The following is a 21,941-nucleotide window of genomic DNA, read 5'->3' as shown; positions in this document are numbered from 1 at the left end:
ATAATGGCAAAGTTAGAGAATAATAACGAGAATGAGAATAAAAAATCTGTAGCTGAAAACCTAGGGGATCAGGTACAGAAAACTGTTGAAAATGTAGAGGGGAAAGTGCGGGAAACAGTGAAGGAAGCGTCTGAACTGGCTTCAGATGCGATCAATCATCCTGTGGAAACAGCTGAAGAATTTGGAAAACAGGCGATGAAAGATGTCACCAGCTATACCTGGTGGGCAAAACTTCTCCTTATTCTTTTTTGGCTGGGAATAGTTCTTGTTGCAGGAGTTCTTATCACCATCAACCTTCCGGTTACCAAGCAATGGGCAGCGGATCAAGCTTTGAAGCTTGTGAACAATGATTTTAAATCCGGTTTTTCTACGGAAAGCGTAGATGTAAATTATTTTGGAGATGTTACCATCAAGGGTTTAAAAGTAAAAGATTATAAAGGATTAGAGTTTATTCAGGCCCGTGAATTTCGCGCAGATTCAGATTGGCTTTCTCTTGCAGCAAATGCTATTTCAGGGAAAAGTAATTCGTTAAGTTTTAATTCTCTTACTCTTGTAAATGCAGACGTAAAGGTTATTACTTATAAAGGAGATAGTATTTCCAACTTTGTCAGATTCACAGAATTATTTGATGACGGAAAGAAAAGAGATCCCAAAAAGCCTCCTTTTCAGCTGAATTCCAGGATTCAGATCCAGGATTCTAAAGTATCTATTGTTAACGAAAACTCTCCCGGAGATCATGGGAAATGGCTTACAGCAACAAATTTCAATTTAAAAGCCCCCAATATTAAGGTCAATGGACCTAATGTTTCGGCGTTGATTAATAATATGTCCTTTGTTACTACCAGATGGGGAAAATCACATACGGTAGATACGTTTTCAACCGAACTGTCTTTAACCAAGCAGTTTTTGTCATTAAAAGACCTCACCTTAAATACAGATCATACTTTGCTTCAGGGAGATATCAAATTTAATCTTCATGATGGCTCATGGGCAGACTTTGCCGATAAAGTACGATGGGATATGAATATTAACCAGGGAAGTCAGATGAGTGGATATGATATCAGCTATTTTGTCACAAACTGGGATAATATCAAACCCTTCAACCTTTCTGGAAAAATGACAGGCCCTTTAAATAAATTCCATTTAGAGAACTTTCTGATTCGAAATCCTGATGTGAACATTGCTACCAAAACAATGAAGGTTGATAATATTTTGAATGGGCACTTTTCTATTGAAACCAAAGATCTTTCCACAGATTTTACCTACAAAGATCTAAAGGCAATGATGCCTACTTTTATCTCCAGTAAGATGAAGAATTTTGCTGATGATTTTGGAAAATTAAAATATAACGGAACAGCAAAAGTAAACCCTGATCAGGTGTATGTTGATAACGGGAATCTAATAACAGGGATAGGACAGGCGAAGATTTCTAAACTTTCGTTAACGGGATACAGCACTGCCATGCCTAAATATTCAGGGCATCTTGATGTAAAAGATCTTAATACTTCTGTGATCACTAAAAATAAATCGGTAGGCTTGATCTCCGGTAATTTTGAGCTCAACGGGCAAAGTTTTGATGTGAATACCATGCGTCTTACCACCAAATCTCAGATTTCCAGTATTGAGATCATGGATAAAGTGATCAAAAATCTTTATTTGGACGGCTTATTGGATCATAAAAAATACAACGGACTGATTACCGTAAATGATGAACAGGCAAAAGCAACTGTCAAAGGGTTAATAGACTTCAGTACCTCCAAAATTATGATGGATGTAAATGCAGATGTTACTCAATTGAATATGAATTATTTTACCAATAAACCGGGAAGCCAGATCGTAAGTGGCCAGGTAGAGGGTAAGATGTCTATGTCATCCATTAATGATCTTACATTAGACGTTAATGCTAATAATCTTCATTTTGCAACTGCCACTCAGAAATATAATATTCCTAATGCCAAATTAAAAACCTTTATTGAAGCAGGAGGACGTGTTATTGATGTAGATGCACCAGGAGCTGCAATGGGGAAAATATCAGGTAAATATAGTCTTACGGATCTTGTAGGGATGGTAGAGAATGGAGTAGGACGAATTCTTGTAGGGCCGCCACCAAGAAAACTATACCGAGGACAGAATTTTGCAATGAAATTTGATGTTCAGCAGGGATTGGTTAATTACTTTTTACCAGATTTGAAACTGCCTCATGGAGCTTTGGTGGAAGGCGAGTATAATGGGGATTCAAATAATCTGATTCTAAATCTGGATGCAACTGCTCTGAAATACATCATGACCAAAGAAGAAGAAATTACTGATGCTGATAATGCTTTGGCAACTTCTAATTCTGATTATCAGATCAACAGCAGAAAAAATCTTAGCAAAGACAGTGCTATGGTAGATAGTCTTAAAGTAAGGATCAATACAGCAAACCTTGCTCAGCAGTTGTATGCAAGAGTCAATAGGTTGGAGTACAATAAAAATATCATCAAAGATTTCGAGCTTAAAGGGAATAACGAGAATGGAAATACTTTACATCTTGCTACCGTATTCAAACATGGAAGTCCAGATGATGAGATCAACGAAAAACTTAAGGAGTATGCAATTAATGTAGATCAGTCTACAGATGCTGCGGGTGATTATGTCTTCAGGTTTGAACCTACCGAAGTTAAATTTAATGAAGTTCCTGGGCCATTGATACGAGTCCGGAATTGAATCATTCCATTACCTATAGAAAGCAAACCGGAGATTTTGACATCAGGAACCTACGGGTTTATTCTGATAAGAGTGCTTTGTTTATCAAAGAAGCACAATTTAAATCCATCAAAGATTTTTATTTAGATGCTGACATCAGTGATTTCGAAATAGAAAAACTGTTGGAAATGCAGTCCGGTGGAAATGGAATGGACATCAAAGGATTGGCTAACGGAAGTGTAAAGATCAAAATGGATAAAAGCACTTTACAGCCTTTAGTAGATCTTACAGTAGATAATATTAAGATGAATGGTAACGATATGGGAGACATCTCAATTTCTGCTACCAACGGATTCTCACTCAACGTATATGATATTGATATAAAGGTTCATTCTGCAGGGATTTTAGGAAATAATAGCTTAAGTATTACAGGTACCGTTAATAACAATACTGCTTCTCCTGATATTGATCTGACGGCAGAAATGCGTGATTTTGACCTTGCATTTACCCAACAGTTTGTTCATACTATTTTTGGGAATCTCAGAGGAAAAGCAACCGGGAATCTTAAAATTAATGGAAAGCTTAAAAATCTAGACTATAGTGGAGATATAGCCTTGAAGGATTTTGGATTAAAACTCTTATTTACCGGAGTAGATTATTCATTCGATGATACCGTGATCCAGCTTAGCAAAGGACTTGCGATTCTCAACAATATTGAGGTGCATGATGGAAGATCTAATTCTAAAGGAAACATTTCCGGAGCGATCCGATTTGAAACACTTTCTTCAATGGGGGTAGATCTGATCATGAGAGCAGATAATCTTTTAGTACTGAATTCTACACAAAAAGATTCTGATTTGTTCTGGGGAAGAGTTTACGGACAAGGTGACTTGTATGTGTCTGGTCCTGTATCCGGATTAAGTATAAATACACCCAATATGAAAGCGCTTAATGGAAGTACTTTCACCTTTAATTCAGGTTCTACTTCAAATGTTGAAGAATTTAAAATGCTGAGGTTTCTGAAAGAAGGAAAAGATGGGCTGGTAACCCTGGAAGAAAAGAAAAAAACTGGTGCCAATATGGATATTGATTTCAATTTGGCTGTAGATAAAGGAACTACTGTAAATGTACTTATTGGAGACGATGTGGGTAGTATTACCGTAAAAGGAATTGCTGAGCCGTTGAGGTTCCATATGAACAGACAGGGAAACATTGCCATGAATGGTACTTATAAAGTTGATAACGGAACATTTATTTCTAAGGCAATTCTTAATAAGACATTCCAGATTCAAAAAAATAGCAGCATCAGATGGGATGGTGATGCTATGAAACCGGCATTGGATATTACCGCTAATTATGTAAGAATGGTTTCCAATGCAGGGGAATATCTGAGTATGGGAAAACTGCAACCTATCAGTATTCTCTTGCAGGCTAATATTACTGAGTCGTTGGTAGACCCTAAAGTGGAGTTGAACGTGACGGCAATGGATGTTTCCAGCCAGGTGAGAGAAACATTGGCCGCAAAAATGAGCCAGGAAGGAGAAAAAGTACTCCAATTTGGTTCTGTTCTTTTGTTGAGTACCTTTAACGTATCCAATAGTGGTGGAGTAGAAGTGAATGTGGGTAACGTTGCAGAATCGCAAGGATATAACATGCTTCTGAAACAGTTGGGCTCCGTTCTTAATACCATGAGTAATGAATTTCAGATTGACCTGAACTATGTAAAGGTGATCAAAATTCAAATACGGCAGACAGAGCAAATGCAGGAGTTAGTGTGGCTCTTTCCCCAAGGATGAACATCAAAACCGGATTGGGTATTCCCCTATCCAAAACAGAAGCAAGTACTACCGGAGCTCAGAATAATTATCTTTCAGGAGAAGGATCCATAGAGTATGATTTGTCTAAAAAGAATGATGGAACTTTATTGGTAAGGGGGTATTCTAAGCCTACAAACATCGGTATGATCAGTACAAACGGAACTGCTAATCAAGCCTATGGAGTAGGGGTGATGTGGAGTAAAAGCTTTAATTCTTTGTTTAAAAAGAAGAAAAAAGATAAAAAAACAACCGGAGATAAAACTGAAATAAAAACAGATTCTATAAAATCGAATGCTAAATAATCGGAATATTTTAATGATTTTTATCATCCGTGTTAATTATTGTTAATATTTGATATATTTTTTTTAGTTAAATTATTTTTCGTAAATTTGCAAAAAATACATAGATTTTTTAAAGAAATTGTAATTTAACTAATATGAACTATCAACTGGACGAAATAGACAAGAAGATTCTTGATTTCTTAGTAGAAAACACAAGAATGCCTTTTACTGAAATTGCTAAGCAGATGGACGTTTCTGCTGGAACAATTCACGTGAGAGTGAAAAAGATGGAAGATGCAGGTATTATTTTGGGATCATCTCTAAACATCGATTATGGTAAGCTGGATTATCACTTTACAGCTTTCATCGGAATCCTTTTGACAAAATCAAACCGTACTCAGGAAGTATTGAAAGAATTGTCAACTATTCCTAACGTAATCGAGGCTAGCGTTATTTCCGGGAAATATAATATTTTCTGTAAAGTAAGAGCTAAGAATACTGATGATGCTAAAAGAATTATTTATCAGATAGACGACATTCAGGACGTAATGAGAACTGAAAGTATGATCTCTATGGAAGAATTCCTAAGTGATAAAAATAGACTGATTAACGCGATCTCTATTTAATTCAAATTTTAAACGAATAACTATAAAAGAACTTATGAAATCTCTCATAAGTTCTTTATTTTTGTACCTATGGAAGAATACAGCTATTTTGACGAAGATCCGAAGAAAGGATGGGGATTTGTACTGGCATTTGCTGCCTTGATGTTGTTTACAGTAATGGGATTGGGAATAGATGTTGATGAATATCTTCAGCATGAGTACCTGGACATCCCGAGATGGTACTTTTACATTATCTTTTCAATAGATGCATTGATGATGATAGGACTGATACTCATGTTCTTCTACAAAAAAGTAGGAATTATCATGTTCCCAGCCCTATTGGTGTTGCATTTTTTTATGCACAATTACTATCTGTCTACTTTCCTGTATACAGATGTTACCAATCTTTTCCTTTTTACAGGGTTTGGAATGTTGGCCATTATTCCAAAATGGAAGTTTTTTAAATAAGGAGTTTTATCAGACCTCTTGTTACTACATAAAGAATAGCTTTTAAACACCGTTTAAAAGCTATTTTACTCTCTGCAAACCGTAATACTGAATGGCTTTCTCTTTCAGCGGGTTTTTACTCCAATCTTTCCATTCATTGGTATAAGGATTATAACCGCATTTTAAGGGCTTTGAAACGTCTATGTCTTCCTTACTATGAGAACGTTCGGTATATGCCCTGCAATCTGTACAGATATACCTGAATTCACACTCTTTGCAGCCTTCTATACTGTCTTTGGTAATATTCCAGTATCTTTTGAAATCAGGATGAGCTAATGCTTCTTCAAGGCTTATTTTTTGAATGTTCCCAAAACTTCCGGGCATTAAAGGACAGTTTTTAATATTACCTTCTTTATCAATACCTATTTTTTTATGCAGGCATGAATTATGATTGATGGCTTCCAAGACTTTGGGAAGATTGGTGTTGAAATATTTGATGTCTACTTTTCCGCAGCATGATATCTTTAGGTCTTCTGTTGTAAAAGTAATAACGAAACGAAGTTTATTGTTTAGTTTAATTGATCGCAATACAGAACGGTATACTATAAGGTTGCTTATTCTGGATACTTTTTCATTTAGTTTTTGAAACCAATGAGCATCCATCTGCTTATGATAAGGGAGATAAATATCAATGTTTTCTAAAGGTGTATTTTCAAACAGAAAATCAACTGCCAGAATCTCGTCTTCAGTAAGATTATTTTCGGAGAATATAATCAGGTGTCTGATCCTTAAATTTTCCATTGAATGTTTTATTTTACAAAGAAAATCCAGATTGTGGAATTCTATAAAAATATCGGAAATAGTACTGGAATCAGTATATTCATGAGATAATGATGGGAAATTATCAGCCCAATTATTCTCAGTAATAAAGCCATATTCTTTTTCAAGAAGAAGGTTGAGGTAGCTATCCAAAATTTCTTGAGATTCCTCATCGTAATGATTAAGAATGTTTTCAATAGAATGAACCTTTAAATCTTCAATCAATTCATAAAATTCTAACGGATACAATTCTGATGTATTTCTCTGCAAATCTGATACAAGGATTCTTGTAGCACCTTTTGTCATCAGAACGTTAGTAAATAAATTAAAATATTTCATAAAATTCTGACCAAAAATTTACTGGGTTTTAGTTTTACGTAGCGATTTGTCTGATATTTTTCACATTCTATGGTAGCAGCAGTAGGGTTTTCTCTTGTTTTATTTTTTACCACTTCTACATATTTGTAAATAAGAGGAAGTTGTTTTTTTTCTTTTGATATAAAATTTCTTATCATAGATATTCTGCTATTTCTTTTTCTAATGAATAATTACATTTAATTGATAAGCCAAGAAACTGGCCTACTGCATTTACTTCTAAAAAATAATGCTTATTTCCACTCTTAATAAAGTCCAGTGAACCACAGTTGAGTCCTAATGATCCCATTAATAAATGCATCTTTTCTTCTATATCTTTTGGAAGGTGATAAGGCACATTTCTGTTTGGCTTTTTAGTATTGTATTTCCTGAAATCAATTTTAGTTTGTTCATCATTTTGAGAGAAAATGGCTGTTGACCAAGTTTTTCCATTTAGATAAAAGCTTCTGATTTCGAAATCTTTTTCAATTTTTTCCTGAAAGAAGGTTGTGAAGAAAGTTGTGGTTTCACGTTCTTGAACGATAGAAGTATACATCATGCCGCTGGAATTTTTGATAATATTTTCTATTCTTGGATTTTCACCTATAGTTTTCATGATAGTTTTGCCCAATTTCACATCATCAGTATTATCAGCAAGGAAGTATTGAGGAACATTTAAGCCTGCTTTTTGCGCTTGTTCCAGCACCCACAATTTATTAATATCACTAGTACTTTCTTTATTAATACTTTTTTTTGATTCTATTGTTTTTCTAACATAATCTTCCAGCCAATACTGATACTCATCCATATTGAGATTAATAGATTTATTGTTATAGTGTAAACGATCGAATTTTAAACCTCCTCTTCTGTACCAAACACTAGTGATAGCATCGATAAAAAAACAATTTCTATAGCTTTCAATATAAATTCTTCCATTTCTTGTTTTGATTTTAAAAACTTCATCTTCATGAACACGAATGAATTTTTTCTTCATCTTTATTAGCCACTTTATCACCTCTGTAGTAGTAGTTTCTTGATTTTGTGAGATAATTAGAATCATTTTTTCTTTCGAAGGTTTTCTTTGACAATAAGCTGGGTATGATTTAAAGTAGGCAAACCTATACTTTTGCGATTGCGGTTAACCGTAGCAGAATCTTTGATCTCTTGATGCCCTATATACACTCCATAAGGAACCTCTTTTTTAAGTACATGAAGGTAGTAGCGATCTATCATTGCAGCATAGTCCCGCGGTGGACATTCACCTGACTTTACATATTCTAATATTTTGTTTTTAAAAAATTGATGATATTCATCATAATCAGCCATATGAAGTAATAAGGGGCCAGTAGGGATAAAGAGATCTTTATTCCATAGACCTATTTTCTGGATACTGGGAAACCCTTCATTTGCAAACATCCATTTAAGCATTTCAGCATTCTTTTTATCATTTTTAATGATATCAAAATTATTTTTACGGCTGTCTTGGTCACGCTTAAAAGCAACAGTAAAAGAATCTATAAGTATTTTATTATGTTTATTTTTCCATTGGCTAATATCCTGTTCCATTTCCTTGCTGCTCATATTGTTTTTCTTAAGTAAAGACATCAAGGTACTATCCTTTTTTTTATATTCCCAATAGGGCGCAATCAACATCATAAGTTTATGAAGATTTTTTTTCCCTCCAAAATTTTTATGTTGCAGATCGGAGAGTCTTATATAAGTTTCATACTCCTCAATACGATACTGATTTAAAGGTGGATATTGTCTGAATAACTTTTTGTATTGCTTTATAACGGTCTGGGTATCTTTCTTAAAACGATAAATACTGTCAATATCATTAACTTTGTTGTAGTAAGTAATATAATTTAAGTTTCTGTTTTTACATGAAGAAAGAACAAATAACATAGTCATACAAAGAAAGTATAAAATAGATTTCCACATAGATCTTAGTTTTAGTATAATATTGATACAAATAAGCGGTTTGAATGGGGTAGTAAAACCATAGAGGAATTACCCTCTATGGTTTATTGAGTATTAACAATTTCCTACATATAATGTACTTTGTAGTTGAGAATCTTTCCAAGTCTGTTTATCATAACATTCAGCACCGCCATCTGTTGCTATATAGCTGTAATTTCCAGCTCCCTGAATTAATTTCAAATCATCTCTGTTGATCTTTCTGTTTTCTGTAGAAGAGAAGTTTCTCTTCATTCCAACTAATTTTTTCATTTTTTGATATTTTTATTATTTAATAAATTAAGTTGTCATACAATCCCTGACATGGGCTGTCATTCTAATATTTAATCAATACTGTACACATATGTATTAAATGCAGAATTTTCTCAACGTTGATATTTTCAAAACTAAAAAATATTACATCACTTTTTCGTGATTAAATTTGTATATGTATTGTAATATTTTATTACGGAAATCCGTAATGTGTACTCAATTTGGCCAATTTATCTCATTGAATGTAAGTAGTATATAAGGGAATTGTAAAAAAAAGAGAAATGGTGTGAAGTATTGTTTAGTAAGATATTTTAAAATCAAAGTAATGATGCGTAAAAATCTGTATTATTTTCTATTGTACACAAATCATACACAAATTACAACTTGTATCATTATTTATAAATTATGCAAAAATGAGATGATAGCACTTTGCCAGATTGAGCTTAAGAAGGAGGATGTTTAGCTACAATGAAGTGATTAAAAAGTACAGAAAAAGTTATATGAGTCTAAAGATGATCTCATAATGTGATTTTAGAAGATATAATCACACAGGTTAGATTATGGTCAAGTGTTTACATAAGAAGAATCATCATTTATTCAGAAAATACACCCTGAAAGAAAGTATCCAAAGCCATATTTTCATCCAATCCGAATTTTTTTTTCAGTCGGTATTTGGTCATTCTTACACTTTTAGGTTCTACATTCAGAAGATTAGCAATCTGCTTGGTATCCATTCCCAGGTAAATATAAGCGCAGTATTTCAGATCTAGCGGTGTAAGCTTTTGTTTGGCCTTTTCATTGATGTTTTTAAAAAAATCGGGATGCAATTCCTGAATGGTAAATCTGATCTTTTCAAAATCATTATCCACACGATTTTGTTCCTTAACAACATGACTGATATTAATATCTGTATCCGAAAGTTGGGTCTGAAGCTGCTGGAGAACCTCATTTTTATGCTGAATATGAAGCTGACTGGCCAGTACTTCACTTTGCAACTTTTGCTGCTGTAAAGTAAGAAGTTCTTGTTCTGCCTTCAGTCTGGCTTGTTCTTCTTCCTTAAGTTTTATCAGCATTTCAGCTTTATGTTTTTCTGTATTTAGCTTTTTCTCTTGTGCTATAGAGTACCGTAGCTTATAATGATAAGAACGAAACATGAAAAATGCTCCAATTAATCCAATGATTCCCAATCCGATATAGAGGAATTTCTCTTTCTTTAGACTTGCTGTTTTTTCTGTGAGGGTCTTCAGTTCAGATTCTTTTTTCTGAGACTGAAACTGAGCTTCAAGCCTTTTGGCTGTTTCCGCCTGTCCTTCATTATAAAGAACATTGTTGTATTCAGTTACCTTAGTCTGATATTCATAGGCCTTTTGATAGTTTTTCCGTTTTTCATACAGTTTAGCCAAATCACTAACTATATTGATCATAACATGGTAATATACAGGTTTCTGAGTAAGCGAAATCTGTTCGGCTTTTAAAAGATATTGTTCTGATAAGGCATCATTTTGGTCACGTGTGGCAAGATTACTAAGAATTCCTAATGCTCCGGCCTGAATTCCTTGGTTTAAGGTAGTATGCTGAGTGAGCGTGAGTATTTCATGAGTATTATCCTGGATTTCCTTACGAATTTCCGGAGTAATAACCGGATAGCTCAGATTGTAATTAGCCAGATTTAATAAAGCCATAGCATGGGCATGGGCAGAAACCTGTCCCGGAAACTGATGATAAAGAGCAACCGCTTTTTTACACATCTCTATCACTTGCTTTAAGTCTTTTGAGTCTCCGGTTTTCTCATAAGGGAAATAATAACAGACGGCCATAGCAGAATAAGCTGAGCTGAGCATATTTTTATTACCTGACTTTTGGGCTAGTTCCACTGCTTTTTGAGCATACAACGTAGCATTTTTAGCATCATTCCATTCAGAGTGGATGCCATAGAGTAGATAGTTGAGTTTTGCATTCAGTAAAACTTCTGAAGGCAGTTTTTCAACCTGTGGAAGTGTTTTCTGAATAAGTTTTATGGTATTTTCAGCTTCTCCCAGGGTATTATTATAGTAAATGTTTAGATAAGCAGCATATAACAAAGCCGTTTTGTCATTCGCTTTTTGAGCAATGGTATTAGCAGCATCAATAAGCTTTGGAACTTTGTCATATTGTGATTGATTAAGTTTAATAATCCCACTCTGGACCAAGGCTTTTACCTCCTCAGTATAATGATGTTCACTTTTAGCTAGATTCAGTTGTTCCTGAATATATTTTTCAGCAGTAGGATACTGATCACTGACTCTGTAATATTCAGTAAGTTCATTATAAATTTTAAATTTTTCTTCAGCAGAACTATTACCCAATAATTGATTTTTAAGACCATCAATAAATGCATTTTGAGCCGGACAAAGAATACAGGTGAAGAATAAAAAATAAAAAAAAGTGAACAGCTGTTTCATGAGGTGAAAGTACAAAAATTGCAGACACGTATCAATGATTCATGTAAAAAAATGAAATCGGACATGATGTTTAAATGCTTGTTATTTAGATTGTTGTGTTAATGTGTAGACGCTTTGTAGACGCTTTGTTTTTGTGTTGAGGTTATTTTGTAGTTGTCTGAGAAATTGGAGTTATAATTTTCTGTTGCAATTTTGAGTCAGATAAAAAATCACTAAAATATTAATTAAAAAAACTTCATCATGGACAACAAAACATTATCTATTGTATCATACATTACTATTATCGGTTGGTTGATTGCTTTTATATCAGGAAAAGAAAAGGCTGATAGTCTTTTAAGGTATCATCTTAAGCAATCTCTTGGAGCGGCAATTCTTTCTTTTATTTTACCAACCCTTCTTGGGATTCTTATTTCGGTAACTCATATTGGTATTTTGGGGATATTGAGTGTATTGCCATTGGTATTGATGATTATTGGAGCAATTAATGCCGCTAATGAGGTGGAAAAGCCTTTACCATTGATTGGGAAAATAGCTGAAGACCAATTTTCATTTATCGGATAGAAACATCAGATGCTTACAGGTATGGAAGATTTTAAACATTTAAAAAAAGAAGGGACAGGCTATCGGGTGAGACAATACTTATCATTACAACATGTCATAGTTATTGCCTGGGTACTGATTTCGGTCATTGTGATTGTTAATACCAGTTATCTTAAAACAGGAATCATTATGTTGATCTTTTCAGGACTGTTAACCCTTGTTTCCTTTATGCCTCCAAAAGTTTATTTTGATCCGGTGTTAAAGAGTCTTACCATTGCTAATACAGGATTAAATCGTCGAAAATTTACTTATGATTTCAAAGATTTTGAAGGATATGAATTACAGACAATTCGAATGGGATTTATTCCTTTAGGGTATTATCTGTATGGTAACTTTACAAATGTTTCACATTTTAAGCGTCCTGTAGTATCTCAATCTTTCAGTAAGAAAATCATGCAGGAAGTGGTGAATGAATTGGATGATCTTAATGGGAGGTACAAAATAACTCTATTTAACTTTTAATATTAGATTATGAAAAGAGTATTAATCATTGCAGGAATACTTAGCATAGGACTTTCGATGATATCTTGTGATAAGCTTGAGAAAATCAAAGAAAAACTTTCACAAACCGGGAATAATAATCAGGTAAATCCTTTTAACGTCAATTCTGGGGACGAAAACAGAGATATTGTTTCCTTTAATAATAAGATGGTAAAAATGGATGATGCCCAGGCTGATTTTATTAAAAATTTTCAGGAATCATTGAACCAGATGGACGAATATGTGAAAAGTGTAGCGACAAACCCACAGTATATCGGGATGTCTCCAATATTTACACCTACTATTATGATGTGGATGAATCAGGACATTAAAGCGCCGGATGCATTAGGAAAAGATTATCAGGTTCTTGTTGATAAAATGAAAAACACGGCTACTCAGTTAGAAGCATTAAAAAAAGAACTGGAAGCTTATAAAAATGGAGAAGACTGGAAGGATGACAAAGGAAAAAAAATTACTGAGATCAATGAAAAGGCGAATAAACTGATTCAAGAGAATCGTAATGCAGCCAATGAGCTATTTACCAAACTTTCTCCAAAGGCTGATAAAGCGGAAATTGCAGTTCTTAAAGACCATCCATTGAAAGACCAAATCATCCATTCCAAAGAAACAATGGAGCTTGCCCAAAAGATCATTGATGATTCTTATGATATCAAAGATGTAAATGTCTATAAGCAGAAGTTTGCCCAGCAGTATCAACAAATGGAAACCTTATATAAACAAAATGTTGATGAAAAGATTCCATCGTCTGAAAAACAGAAAGAAGGAAGCTATATCGCTTTTAATAATTCGGTGAATGATTTTCTTGGAAAAATGCGAATCGTCCAAAGAAGTTTGAATGAAAACAATAGTGAACTGAATAAAGATCTTGATAATCTTGAAAGTGAGGCAGGTACTATGCTGAGCCGCTATAACAATTTTGTGGACTAAATTACTGATAAAAATTAATACTGAATCATATGAAAAAGACATTAGGAATTATTATGATCATCGTAGGTTTCTGTTTGGCTGTTGTTGTAAAAATAGGCTCATCTAAAGAAACTTCCTGGCTGTTCGGCTATGGAGAATTACTTCCATTACTTATTGCTGGAGCAATTCTAATTCCAGGATGGATCATGTATAACAAAAACAGATAACCTTGAGGGATGGAAAAATGACTAGCTATAATCATGAAACTGGCTGGACTTTTAATAAATAGAGTGTTCTGATTTCAAAGGATAAGAGTAATTTTACCGCCCCTTTTAAAAAAAGAACCAGAGCATGGATTTTAAGATGTTGAAACAACAGATAGAAGAAGCTACGAAAAAAGCTTTTTTAGAAATGTATGAAAAGCATGGTGCTGAGAATATCTACAGTTTTGCCTTGTACAGCGATGAAGGGGCAATGACAGTGTGTCCTTCGTCTAATACCATGGAAACTCTTAAGAAAATGGATAATGATGATGCTGTTTATTATAAATATGAACCTGCTGAATGGACATATGAAATGCAGGGGGCAGATCAGGAATTTAATGATATATGTAAAGTTCTGCGTACAACGCTTGAGGAATATGAAGATCAATATAAGGATGAAGACAAATATGATGAGTGGTTCCGAGAATTTCAAGCCAAGCTGTATGCGACTTGCATTGAGGTATTGGAAAAACTTAAAAATGAAAACTTTTTTAAAAATAGTATAGGGAAAGATATTTTCTTGATTTTTACCGTTTCAGATTATGAATTTGAGAAGCAGGATCTGAAAGATATTATTATCAGGCTGAATGATAATGAATATAAAAGTGAATATCTGGAGTGGATGGAAACCTGGGGCAATTAAAAGGATGAATAAAAAAACACATTTTATTATATAATATGAAGCAAGATAAAATAATTGTCTCAGACACATCTTATCATAGTAACGATTCTTATGATCTGATCCTTTCCAATATTTCTGTTGTGAATCTCCTGAATGAAGAAGGTTTTGAAGAGAGAAATATGCATGAAGATTCCATCATCAGTTACTATCTTGATTACTACTTTGCGCAGTATTCCAATGGGAACTTTTCCCAGTTTGTATGGAATTCAGGATGGTCGCCGGAGCTCAACAGAGATATTGAAGAAGGGTTAAGAAAGATAGGTGCTCAAAAACACCTTGATCTATTTCTTGAGCAGTGCTCAAAAGTAGAAAATCTGGAAAAAGGAGAACTCGAAAAATACCTGGAAAGCGAATATTTTGGACCTAATAAGACCCGAGACAAATTGAAAAACAGTTCGTTTTACAGTTTGGAAGAAGATTTCATTACATTGCATTCACAATGGCTGAAAAACCATCCCGATTTGCTGGCATTCCCTATCGATGAAATGTTTTCTGAATTGGAAAAGCTAGTCGGAAGGAAAATTGACCGATCATAATCTTTTAAACAGAATCAGTTATGGAAGAGCTTAAAAAACTCAATATTGAATTTGAAAAATATCTGAAAGAGATCAGTATACAGCTTACAGAAGACCTGATTCATCTGTTGAATGGAGAAAGCATCGGTTATCTTGATCATAATGGGAAAAGAGATATCAAGGCATTCTATTTTGAGTATGAATATGAATATCTTGATATTGTATGCTGGGGAGTAGACAGCAAAGGAAAAATAGTTACGAGTACCATTTTTTTGCCTACTCAAAAGCTCAGGAGTGCTGATGAAAATGAAGGATGGGATGCACTGATTCCAGAAAAAATATGGAAGGCAGCCTCCGATTTTCAGGATCATTATGAAGGAGATGATTTTGATGATATCCTTGATGAATATGATGATGAAAAATATAAGTTATTTGAAGAATGGTTCTTTGATTGCTGGAAAAAAGCATCAGAATATACAAATGTTAAAATAAATGCCTACTTTTCTATTCATGATACGTATTTTAGAACAGATTTAAATACCTTGAAAACGATCAACGAAGATGAAATTGCTCAACGTTTTGAGTAAAAATAGATCAAGTCTTATAACACCTAAATCAAAATATATAAAAAAAACAATCTATTATGAATTCTTATCAATTTTACAAGCAGGAAGGAAACCAATATATTTTTAAAAATCAACCGGTTTTCGTATCTGTCTTATGTCTTTTCTTTTTAATAATAGCAGGATTGGTCTTTAAAGATGTAAGAATCCTCAGTCTTATTCTTATTGCATTGGTCGTACTTATCGCTATCAACTTCTTTACCAAAAAGTTTGTCATTGATATGGACCGAAAGACCATTACGGGTAAGCATACCATTTTTGTTCCGGCCAGAACTTATGATATAAAGGATTTTACGAATTTCCATGTTTTGGCTACAAAGTATATGGGGTTTATTACCACCAATGTAGTGTTGTCTATTTACTTTGAAGTAGACGGAAAAGAGAAACATTTAACTATCGGACAGGCTTTAACACAAAAAGGAATCCAAAAGATGGTAAATGAAACAGAAGACATCATGAAAATTAACGATTCAGGAAATGAACGTAATAGACCGTTATAAATTTGAAGAGAACGGGAGTGAAATAAGCATCATGCCCAATTACAGCTTCTTTCGGACTTTAATTTGGTGGTTGGCATTGGGAATTATCGCTCTTTTCGTAATGATCTATTACTTTATGGATAAGATGTCTGCAGATCAGTTTAAAATTGGCCTGGTGATATGGAGTGTTTATATGATCTATTTCCTGTTTGACCTGCTTTTCAGGATTCCTGTAAAGTATATTTTTGACAAATCGGAGAAGTGTATTTACAAAAAATGGATTCTTTCCAAAAAGATCATGACTTTTGATGAAATGACCTATTTTATCAATGATGAAACAGAAGGATATTACTATTCCATCGGAAAAAAACGAAATCAGTTTGTGAAAAACTATAGAATCAGCAATTACTTTTCAGGTTCAAAAGCTTCTGACAGAAGACAAGAAGAATATATCACAGAAATATTATGTCCAATCCTTATAGCAGTAGGAGTTCCTTTGAATCAACCGGAATCATAAAAACAAACAATAAGTAGGGTAGAAGCTACAACCATGACAATTATGCATAACCATTCCCCGCCACCGGAGGAGTGGTTCATCATTCAAACTCTGACATTAAATGATTCAATAAAAAAACTCGGGCGGTTTCGAAGAAACCGCCCGAGCTTTTTATGATAATGCTAATCATTAGTTAGCTAAGATTCTCTTTACAGCTTCTTTTACTGCTGCTGCATCAATCTTATACTTCTTCATCAATTCAGCAGGCGTTGCAGATTCTCCGAAAGTATCATTTACTGCTACGAATTCCTGTCTTGTAGGTCTTCTTCTTGCAAGCATTCCCGCAATAGATTCTCCTAAACCACCAAGATAGTTGTGCTCTTCAGCCGTTACAATTTTACCTGTTTTTTCAACAGATTTTAAGATGATCTCTTCATCAAGAGGCTTAATAGTGTGGATGTTGATCACCTCACAAGAAATACCTTCTTTTTCAAGCTCATCAGCAGCTACAAGAGATTCCCATACAAGGTGTCCTGTTGCAACAATCGTTACATCAGTACCTTCCTGAAGCATGATTCCTTTTCCGATTTCGAAAGGCATGTCTTCAGGGATAAATACAGGAACAGTTGGTCTACCGAATCTTAAATATACAGGGCCTTCAAATCAGCAATAGCAAGAGTAGCCGCTTTGGTCTGGTTGTAGTCACAAGGGTTGATTACAGTCATTCCTGGAAGCATTTTCATCATCCCGATATCTTCCAATACCTGGTGAGTAGCTCCATCTTCTCCTAATGTAAGACCTGCGTGAGATGCACAGATTTTTACATTCTTTCCAGAGTAAGCAATAGACTGACGAATCTGGTCATATACTCTTGAAGTAGAGAAGTTGGCGAAAGTTCCGGTAAAAGGAATTTTCCCAGTGATGCTAAGACCTGCAGCAAGTCCCATCATATTAGCTTCTGCAATACCCACCTGGATGAATCTTTCAGGAGCTTTTTCAATGAATTTCTCCATTTTCAAAGATCCGATAAGGTCTGCACAAAGTGCTACTACATTAGGGTTTTTGTCAGCAAGCTCAGCTAATCCTGCTCCGAATCCTGAACGTGTGTCCTTTTTTTCTGTATATGTATATTTCATTTTTATTTTTATTAATCGAGATTTTAACAGATAGTTAGATATTAGTAGTCAGCAGGAGCTTCTAAATACAATTGTTTGAATGCCGTTTCCAATTGCTCATCATTAGGAGCTTTACCATGCCAAGCGTGAGATCCCATCATGAAATCTACTCCAGCACCCATTTCTGTGTGAAGCATAATTGCTACAGGCTTTCCTTTTCCTGTTTCAGCTTTTGCTCTTTCAAGAATACCGATTACAGCTTCAAGATCGTTACCGTTCTTTTCTTCTAAAACAATCCATCCAAAAGCTTCAAGTTTTGCGTGAAGATTTCCAAGGCTTAATACATCATCTGTATCACCGTCAATCTGACGTCCGTTGTAGTCGATGGTAGAAATAATGTTGTCTACTTTTTTAGCAGCAGCAAACATCAGTGCTTCCCAGATCTGACCTTCCTGAAGTTCACCATCTCCGTGAAGAGTGTAAACAAGAGATTGATCTCCGTCCATTTTCTTACCTAAAGCAGCTCCTAAAGCTACAGAAAGCCCTTGTCCTAAAGAACCTGAAGCAATTCTGATCCCTGGAAGACCTTCGTGAGTAGTTGGGTGGCCTTGTAATCTTGAATCAAGCTTTCTGAAAGTTTTCAGCTCTTCTACCGGGAAGAAGTTGAATCTTGCCAAAGTAGAGTAGTATACAGGAGAAATATGTCCATTTGATAGATAAAAATGATCTTCATTTTTGCCTTCCATCGTAAAAGGAAGATGATAGTTCATCACCTTTCCGTAAAGTGCTGTAAAGTACTCTGTACAGCCTAAGCTTCCTCCCGGGTGTCCTGAATTTACAGCGTGAACCATTCTTAAAATGTCTCTTCTGATCTGCGTAGTAAGAGATTTTAACTCTTCGATACTTTTACTCATTATATCTGATTTATTTGCACGCGAATTTACAATTTTTTACCGGCTTATGGAAATGCAAAAATCCGGATATAAAAACCCGGATTTTGTTTTATTTGAATATTTTCCTGCTTTTAACAGCCTTCGTTGATATAAACAGTAATTTCAGTGACAATATTATTAACAAATTTAAATGTTAACTGAGTTCCGGCATCATAGTCTTCAATATTAAAATATCCTGCATCTTTAATACGCTTGCCATTTTCATCAACCTCAGGACGAACACTGAATATAGGGTAGTTTTTGTAAGCATTGATAAGCTCATCTCTGGTACTTCCAACACCCATTCCACTTTTGGTTTTAAATTTTTTACTGGTAGTGGTCATTCCGGCAATGGTAACAGCATCTGGTTTTGCAGCTCCGCCATATCCCTGAAAAACTTCAATACTAATAGCCTCACCATTGTATTTTACAAAACTCTTTTGCTGTCCGTCGGAAATTTTGATTGTAGTCCCTGCAATTTTTTCTGCTTCACTTTTTTCCATGAAGATCTTGTAAGGCCCAATCCTTAAAGTAGACACCTCAAAATTTTCCTGAGCTGCTACAGAACCGAATGTTAATATAAAGACGAAAAGTGAAATAATTTTTTTCATAGTTTTAATACTGTTTTTTTATTTTAATTCTTGCCCTCAAAGATATTGAAAATAGATCCCTTTATAAGGGAAAATGATGAAATATTGGGTGATTTTCCGATACAATTAGGAGATCATTTTAATATTTAAGGGGCGGAAATAGGATGGTTTTATTAATATTTTTCATGATGTTAATTGTTTTTACATATTTAATTTACAGATAATTATAATTTATATTGTTATTATGAATAAATGAGAATGTTTGTTTTTTTGTATGTGTTTATTGTTTAGATTTATAATTATTTATTTAAAATCAAACGACATAAACAATGAAAATTAAACAATTACTTTATCTAGGGATATTTATGATATCCATTTCTTTAGGGAAGGCACAGGATTTTTTTACAAAAATTAGTGAAAGATCTGTCAGTGCTAAGCAAGGTGACAGATTGATACAGCCGGAAAGATTTCTCACCTACAAATTAGATGTAGCCGGCATGAAAAGCTATTTTCAATCAGTTCCGGAGTTGAGGGATACTGATTATAAAGATAAAGCTCCCATTATTATTTTGCCTATGCCAGATGGAACAAAAGCAAAATTCAAAATCTGGAAATCTGCAGTAATGGCTCCTGAGCTAGCTGATAAATTCCCCCAGTTGGTTACTTTTACAGGGCAAGGAGTTGATGATCAATACGCAACTTTAAAATTAGACTTTACAGAGTTGGGATTTCATGCTCAGATAAAATCTGTGGTGACAGGGGATACCTATATTGATCCTTATGCAAAAAATGATATTGATCATTATATTATTTATAAAAAAGAGGATTTAATTAATAAGAATCCCATGATTTGCGGAACCAAAGATGAAAAATTTGAAGTAGAAAAAAAAAATGCCCAAAAAAGCGTTACTCCGGGCGTAGGAAACCAAATTAGAATTTTCCGGTTTGCAGTAGCTTGTACAGGTGAATATGCAAAAGCTGCAACAGGACAAGCTTCTCCTACGGTAGCTCAAACGCTGTCTGCCATTGTAACGACTGTGAACAGAGTAAATGGTGTTTATGAGCAAGAGGTGGCTGTGAGATTGATATTAGTTCCTAATGAGGCCAGTCTTGTTTTTACAGATCCTAATACAGATCCTTTCAATGGTAATAACGATTCAGATGTATTGATTGAGGAAAGCCAGACTCAGATTAATGCCATAATTGGAATTAATAGTTATGATATAGGACATACTTTTAGCACAGGCGGCGGCGGATTAGCTTATTATGGTATATGTGATCCTGATTATAAAGGAAAAGGGATCACGGGTAGAGGTAACCCGGTGGGTGATCCTTATGATATTGATTATGTTGCTCATGAAGTAGGACATCAGTTTTGGGGACCACATACTTTTAATGCAGTAACAGGAAGTTGTAACGGTAACCGGGAAGCGAGTGATGCTGTAGAACCGGGAAGCGGAATTACAATTATGGCATATGCCGGAATTTGCGGAACTTTAAATAATCTGGCAAATAACAGTATTCCTATTTTTCATACCCGGTCATTTCAATCTATTACCACAGCAGTAGCATCAACAACTTGCCAGGTGACAAATCCTGTTAGCAACACTGCTCCTACGGTGAATGCAGGAAGTAATTATACAATACCGAAAGGAACACCATTTAAGCTTACGGGTTCTGCAATAGATGCTGAAAACAATGCACTTACTTATTGCTGGGAACAAAATGATAACGGGCCTGAAGGAAACTGGAATACTCCAACTGGAAATGCGGCTATATTCAGGTCATTTGTGCCGGAAACGGTTTCCTATAGGTACTTTCCAAGACTGACAAGTATTATCAATAATACCACATCAAAAGGAGAAATTCTGCCATCTTATGCAAGAACAATGGAATTTAGGCTTACGGTAAGAGATAATAATGCAGGTTGTGGAGGAGTAGCCAATGATGATGCAATCATTACGGTGGATGGAAACTCTGGTCCATTTAAGGTAACTGCCCCTAATACCGCAGTAACATGGACTGCTAACTCTACACAGACGATAACTTGGGATGTAGCCAATACCACCGCTGCCCCTGTAAATTGTTCCAATGTAAGTATTTTACTTTCAACAGATGGAGGTCTTACTTACCCAACTACTCTGGTAGCTTCCACTCCAAATGATGGTTCTGAGAGCATCACTATTCCTGACATCAATACAACAACAGCCAGAATTATGGTAGTAGGAGCAGGGAATGTATTTTTTAATATTAATCTGATTAATTTTACAATCAGTAAAGATGTATTGGCTGTAAATGAAGTAGCCGGAAATAAAGATGTATTTGTCATATATCCTAACCCAGGTAAAGGAATTCTTAATATTAAATTTCCAAATACCAATGAAGGATATGATCTCACGATATATGATGTAAGCGGGAAGTTGGTGTTGAATAAGTTGAATAATAAGCCGGATCACAATAACCTAGGTGTTTTTAATGTAGCTCAGCTTATAAAAGGAGATTATTTGATTAAAGTTAAAACGAAAACTTTTGAAAGAACCATAAAATGGATTAAAGAATAA

The 21,941-nt window shown here is 34.6% G+C and carries 19 protein-coding genes and 2 pseudogenes; 13 read left to right on the top strand and 8 right to left on the bottom strand.

Features of this window, described 5'->3' with window-relative positions; genetic code table 11:
• Positions 1-3 precede the first annotated feature (3 nt).
• The 3 genes and pseudogenes from QWZ06_RS28260 to QWZ06_RS21405 all read left to right on the top strand — a co-directional run bounded on the left by QWZ06_RS28260 (position 4) and on the right by QWZ06_RS21405 (position 5,856).
• Positions 4-4,804, top strand: a pseudogene (locus QWZ06_RS28260) (translocation/assembly module TamB domain-containing protein).
• 134 nt (positions 4,805-4,938) lie between these two features.
• The gene (locus tag QWZ06_RS21410; RefSeq protein WP_065400659.1) at positions 4,939-5,409 is read left to right on the top strand and encodes an Lrp/AsnC family transcriptional regulator; all 471 of its coding nucleotides are present in this window, start codon (positions 4,939-4,941) and stop codon (positions 5,407-5,409) included.
• Between the two features lie 69 nt (positions 5,410-5,478).
• Complete coding sequence (locus tag QWZ06_RS21405; RefSeq protein ID WP_290301030.1) at positions 5,479-5,856, top strand: hypothetical protein; 378 nt, start codon at positions 5,479-5,481, stop codon at positions 5,854-5,856.
• Between the two features lie 60 nt (positions 5,857-5,916).
• Here QWZ06_RS21405 and gwsS read toward each other — a convergent pair whose 3' ends face one another.
• The 5 genes from gwsS to QWZ06_RS21380 form a co-directional block, all read right to left on the bottom strand.
• Positions 5,917-6,993 carry a grasp-with-spasm system SPASM domain peptide maturase gene (gene gwsS / locus QWZ06_RS21400; protein ID WP_290301029.1) on the bottom strand — a complete coding sequence of 359 codons (1,077 nt, stop codon included), beginning with the start codon at positions 6,991-6,993 and terminating at the stop codon, positions 5,917-5,919.
• A gap of 172 nt (positions 6,994-7,165) precedes the next feature.
• Positions 7,166-8,068 (bottom strand): grasp-with-spasm system ATP-grasp peptide maturase, encoded by a 903-nt coding sequence (gene gwsG / locus QWZ06_RS21395; RefSeq protein WP_290301028.1) that lies wholly within the window; start codon positions 8,066-8,068, stop codon positions 7,166-7,168.
• On the bottom strand, positions 8,065-8,919 hold the full coding sequence (locus tag QWZ06_RS21390) for a hypothetical protein (protein ID WP_290301027.1): 855 nt from the start codon (positions 8,917-8,919) through the stop codon (positions 8,065-8,067). Before QWZ06_RS21390 ends, gwsG begins: the two co-directional genes overlap by 4 nt.
• Before the next feature lie 123 nt (positions 8,920-9,042).
• Positions 9,043-9,237, bottom strand: coding sequence for a TIGR04139 family peptide modification target (locus QWZ06_RS21385; RefSeq protein WP_290301026.1), 195 nt, complete (start codon positions 9,235-9,237; stop codon positions 9,043-9,045).
• A 593-nt stretch (positions 9,238-9,830) separates the two neighbouring features.
• Positions 9,831-11,678, bottom strand: a complete 1,848-nt coding sequence (locus QWZ06_RS21380) for a helix-turn-helix transcriptional regulator (RefSeq protein ID WP_290301025.1) — start codon at positions 11,676-11,678, stop codon at positions 9,831-9,833.
• A 240-nt stretch (positions 11,679-11,918) separates the two neighbouring features.
• On the opposite strand from QWZ06_RS21380, the gene QWZ06_RS21375 reads away from it, so the two are divergent.
• From QWZ06_RS21375 to QWZ06_RS21335, 9 genes are all read left to right on the top strand, one after another.
• Positions 11,919-12,239 carry a magnetosome magnetite crystal formation protein family gene (locus QWZ06_RS21375; RefSeq protein ID WP_290301024.1) on the top strand — a complete coding sequence of 107 codons (321 nt, stop codon included), beginning with the start codon at positions 11,919-11,921 and terminating at the stop codon, positions 12,237-12,239.
• A 21-nt stretch (positions 12,240-12,260) separates the two neighbouring features.
• On the top strand, positions 12,261-12,740 hold the full coding sequence (locus QWZ06_RS21370; protein ID WP_290301023.1) for a hypothetical protein: 480 nt from the start codon (positions 12,261-12,263) through the stop codon (positions 12,738-12,740).
• A 9-nt stretch (positions 12,741-12,749) separates the two neighbouring features.
• Positions 12,750-13,706, top strand: a complete 957-nt coding sequence (locus tag QWZ06_RS21365) for a YiiG family protein (protein ID WP_290301022.1) — start codon at positions 12,750-12,752, stop codon at positions 13,704-13,706.
• A 29-nt stretch (positions 13,707-13,735) separates the two neighbouring features.
• Positions 13,736-13,912 (top strand): hypothetical protein, encoded by a 177-nt coding sequence (locus tag QWZ06_RS21360; protein ID WP_290301021.1) that lies wholly within the window; start codon positions 13,736-13,738, stop codon positions 13,910-13,912.
• Positions 13,913-14,036: 124 nt separating this feature from the next.
• On the top strand, positions 14,037-14,591 hold the full coding sequence (locus QWZ06_RS21355; protein ID WP_290301020.1) for a DUF4303 domain-containing protein: 555 nt from the start codon (positions 14,037-14,039) through the stop codon (positions 14,589-14,591).
• 35 nt (positions 14,592-14,626) lie between these two features.
• A complete protein-coding gene (locus QWZ06_RS21350) occupies positions 14,627-15,166 on the top strand; it encodes a DMP19 family protein (protein WP_290301019.1) in 540 nt (179 codons plus the stop codon).
• Between the two features lie 20 nt (positions 15,167-15,186).
• Positions 15,187-15,732, top strand: a complete 546-nt coding sequence (locus tag QWZ06_RS21345; RefSeq protein WP_290301018.1) for a hypothetical protein — start codon at positions 15,187-15,189, stop codon at positions 15,730-15,732.
• A 56-nt stretch (positions 15,733-15,788) separates the two neighbouring features.
• On the top strand, positions 15,789-16,268 hold the full coding sequence (locus tag QWZ06_RS21340) for a hypothetical protein (protein ID WP_290301017.1): 480 nt from the start codon (positions 15,789-15,791) through the stop codon (positions 16,266-16,268).
• Positions 16,246-16,764, top strand: coding sequence for a hypothetical protein (locus tag QWZ06_RS21335; protein ID WP_290301016.1), 519 nt, complete (start codon positions 16,246-16,248; stop codon positions 16,762-16,764). Before QWZ06_RS21340 ends, QWZ06_RS21335 begins: the two co-directional genes overlap by 23 nt.
• 168 nt (positions 16,765-16,932) lie before the next feature.
• Here QWZ06_RS21335 and QWZ06_RS21330 read toward each other — a convergent pair.
• The 3 genes and pseudogenes from QWZ06_RS21330 to QWZ06_RS21320 form a co-directional block, all read right to left on the bottom strand.
• A pseudogene (locus QWZ06_RS21330) lies at positions 16,933-17,879 on the bottom strand (transketolase family protein).
• A gap of 41 nt (positions 17,880-17,920) precedes the next feature.
• On the bottom strand, positions 17,921-18,775 hold the full coding sequence (locus QWZ06_RS21325) for a transketolase (protein ID WP_290301397.1): 855 nt from the start codon (positions 18,773-18,775) through the stop codon (positions 17,921-17,923).
• A gap of 107 nt (positions 18,776-18,882) precedes the next feature.
• On the bottom strand, positions 18,883-19,401 hold the full coding sequence (locus tag QWZ06_RS21320) for a hypothetical protein (RefSeq protein WP_290301015.1): 519 nt from the start codon (positions 19,399-19,401) through the stop codon (positions 18,883-18,885).
• A gap of 308 nt (positions 19,402-19,709) precedes the next feature.
• Here QWZ06_RS21320 and QWZ06_RS21315 point away from each other — a divergent pair, with 308 nt between their 5' ends.
• Positions 19,710-21,941: a reprolysin-like metallopeptidase gene (locus QWZ06_RS21315; RefSeq protein ID WP_290301014.1), complete on the top strand. Its 2,232-nt coding sequence runs from the start codon at positions 19,710-19,712 to the stop codon at positions 21,939-21,941.

The sequence above is a fragment of the Chryseobacterium tructae genome, from assembly GCF_030409875.1.
GTDB lineage: Bacteria > Bacteroidota > Bacteroidia > Flavobacteriales > Weeksellaceae > Chryseobacterium > Chryseobacterium tructae.
The sequence above is the reverse complement of the archived record's forward strand: the minus strand, read 5'-3'. Positions and strand labels throughout refer to the sequence as shown.

What these genes read in the sequence shown, in the direction of transcription:
- QWZ06_RS21320 (WP_290301015.1), bottom strand. Translation starts at nt 19,401, where the DNA reads ATGAAAAAAATTATTTCACTTTTCGTCTTTATATTAACATTCGGTTCT.
- QWZ06_RS21340 (WP_290301017.1), top strand. Translation starts at nt 15,789, where the DNA reads ATGAATTCTTATCAATTTTACAAGCAGGAAGGAAACCAATATATTTTT.
- gwsS (WP_290301029.1), bottom strand. Translation starts at nt 6,993, where the DNA reads ATGAAATATTTTAATTTATTTACTAACGTTCTGATGACAAAAGGTGCT.
- QWZ06_RS21390 (WP_290301027.1), bottom strand. Translation starts at nt 8,919, where the DNA reads ATGACTATGTTATTTGTTCTTTCTTCATGTAAAAACAGAAACTTAAAT.
- QWZ06_RS21365 (WP_290301022.1), top strand. Translation starts at nt 12,750, where the DNA reads ATGAAAAGAGTATTAATCATTGCAGGAATACTTAGCATAGGACTTTCG.
- QWZ06_RS21405 (WP_290301030.1), top strand. Translation starts at nt 5,479, where the DNA reads ATGGAAGAATACAGCTATTTTGACGAAGATCCGAAGAAAGGATGGGGA.
- QWZ06_RS21370 (WP_290301023.1), top strand. Translation starts at nt 12,261, where the DNA reads ATGGAAGATTTTAAACATTTAAAAAAAGAAGGGACAGGCTATCGGGTG.
- QWZ06_RS21380 (WP_290301025.1), bottom strand. Translation starts at nt 11,678, where the DNA reads ATGAAACAGCTGTTCACTTTTTTTTATTTTTTATTCTTCACCTGTATT.
- QWZ06_RS21385 (WP_290301026.1), bottom strand. Translation starts at nt 9,237, where the DNA reads ATGAAAAAATTAGTTGGAATGAAGAGAAACTTCTCTTCTACAGAAAAC.
- QWZ06_RS21345 (WP_290301018.1), top strand. Translation starts at nt 15,187, where the DNA reads ATGGAAGAGCTTAAAAAACTCAATATTGAATTTGAAAAATATCTGAAA.
- QWZ06_RS21360 (WP_290301021.1), top strand. Translation starts at nt 13,736, where the DNA reads ATGAAAAAGACATTAGGAATTATTATGATCATCGTAGGTTTCTGTTTG.
- QWZ06_RS21375 (WP_290301024.1), top strand. Translation starts at nt 11,919, where the DNA reads ATGGACAACAAAACATTATCTATTGTATCATACATTACTATTATCGGT.
- QWZ06_RS21315 (WP_290301014.1), top strand. Translation starts at nt 19,710, where the DNA reads ATGAAAATTAAACAATTACTTTATCTAGGGATATTTATGATATCCATT.
- gwsG (WP_290301028.1), bottom strand. Translation starts at nt 8,068, where the DNA reads ATGATTCTAATTATCTCACAAAATCAAGAAACTACTACTACAGAGGTG.
- QWZ06_RS21410 (WP_065400659.1), top strand. Translation starts at nt 4,939, where the DNA reads ATGAACTATCAACTGGACGAAATAGACAAGAAGATTCTTGATTTCTTA.
- QWZ06_RS21335 (WP_290301016.1), top strand. Translation starts at nt 16,246, where the DNA reads ATGAACGTAATAGACCGTTATAAATTTGAAGAGAACGGGAGTGAAATA.
- QWZ06_RS21355 (WP_290301020.1), top strand. Translation starts at nt 14,037, where the DNA reads ATGGATTTTAAGATGTTGAAACAACAGATAGAAGAAGCTACGAAAAAA.
- QWZ06_RS21350 (WP_290301019.1), top strand. Translation starts at nt 14,627, where the DNA reads ATGAAGCAAGATAAAATAATTGTCTCAGACACATCTTATCATAGTAAC.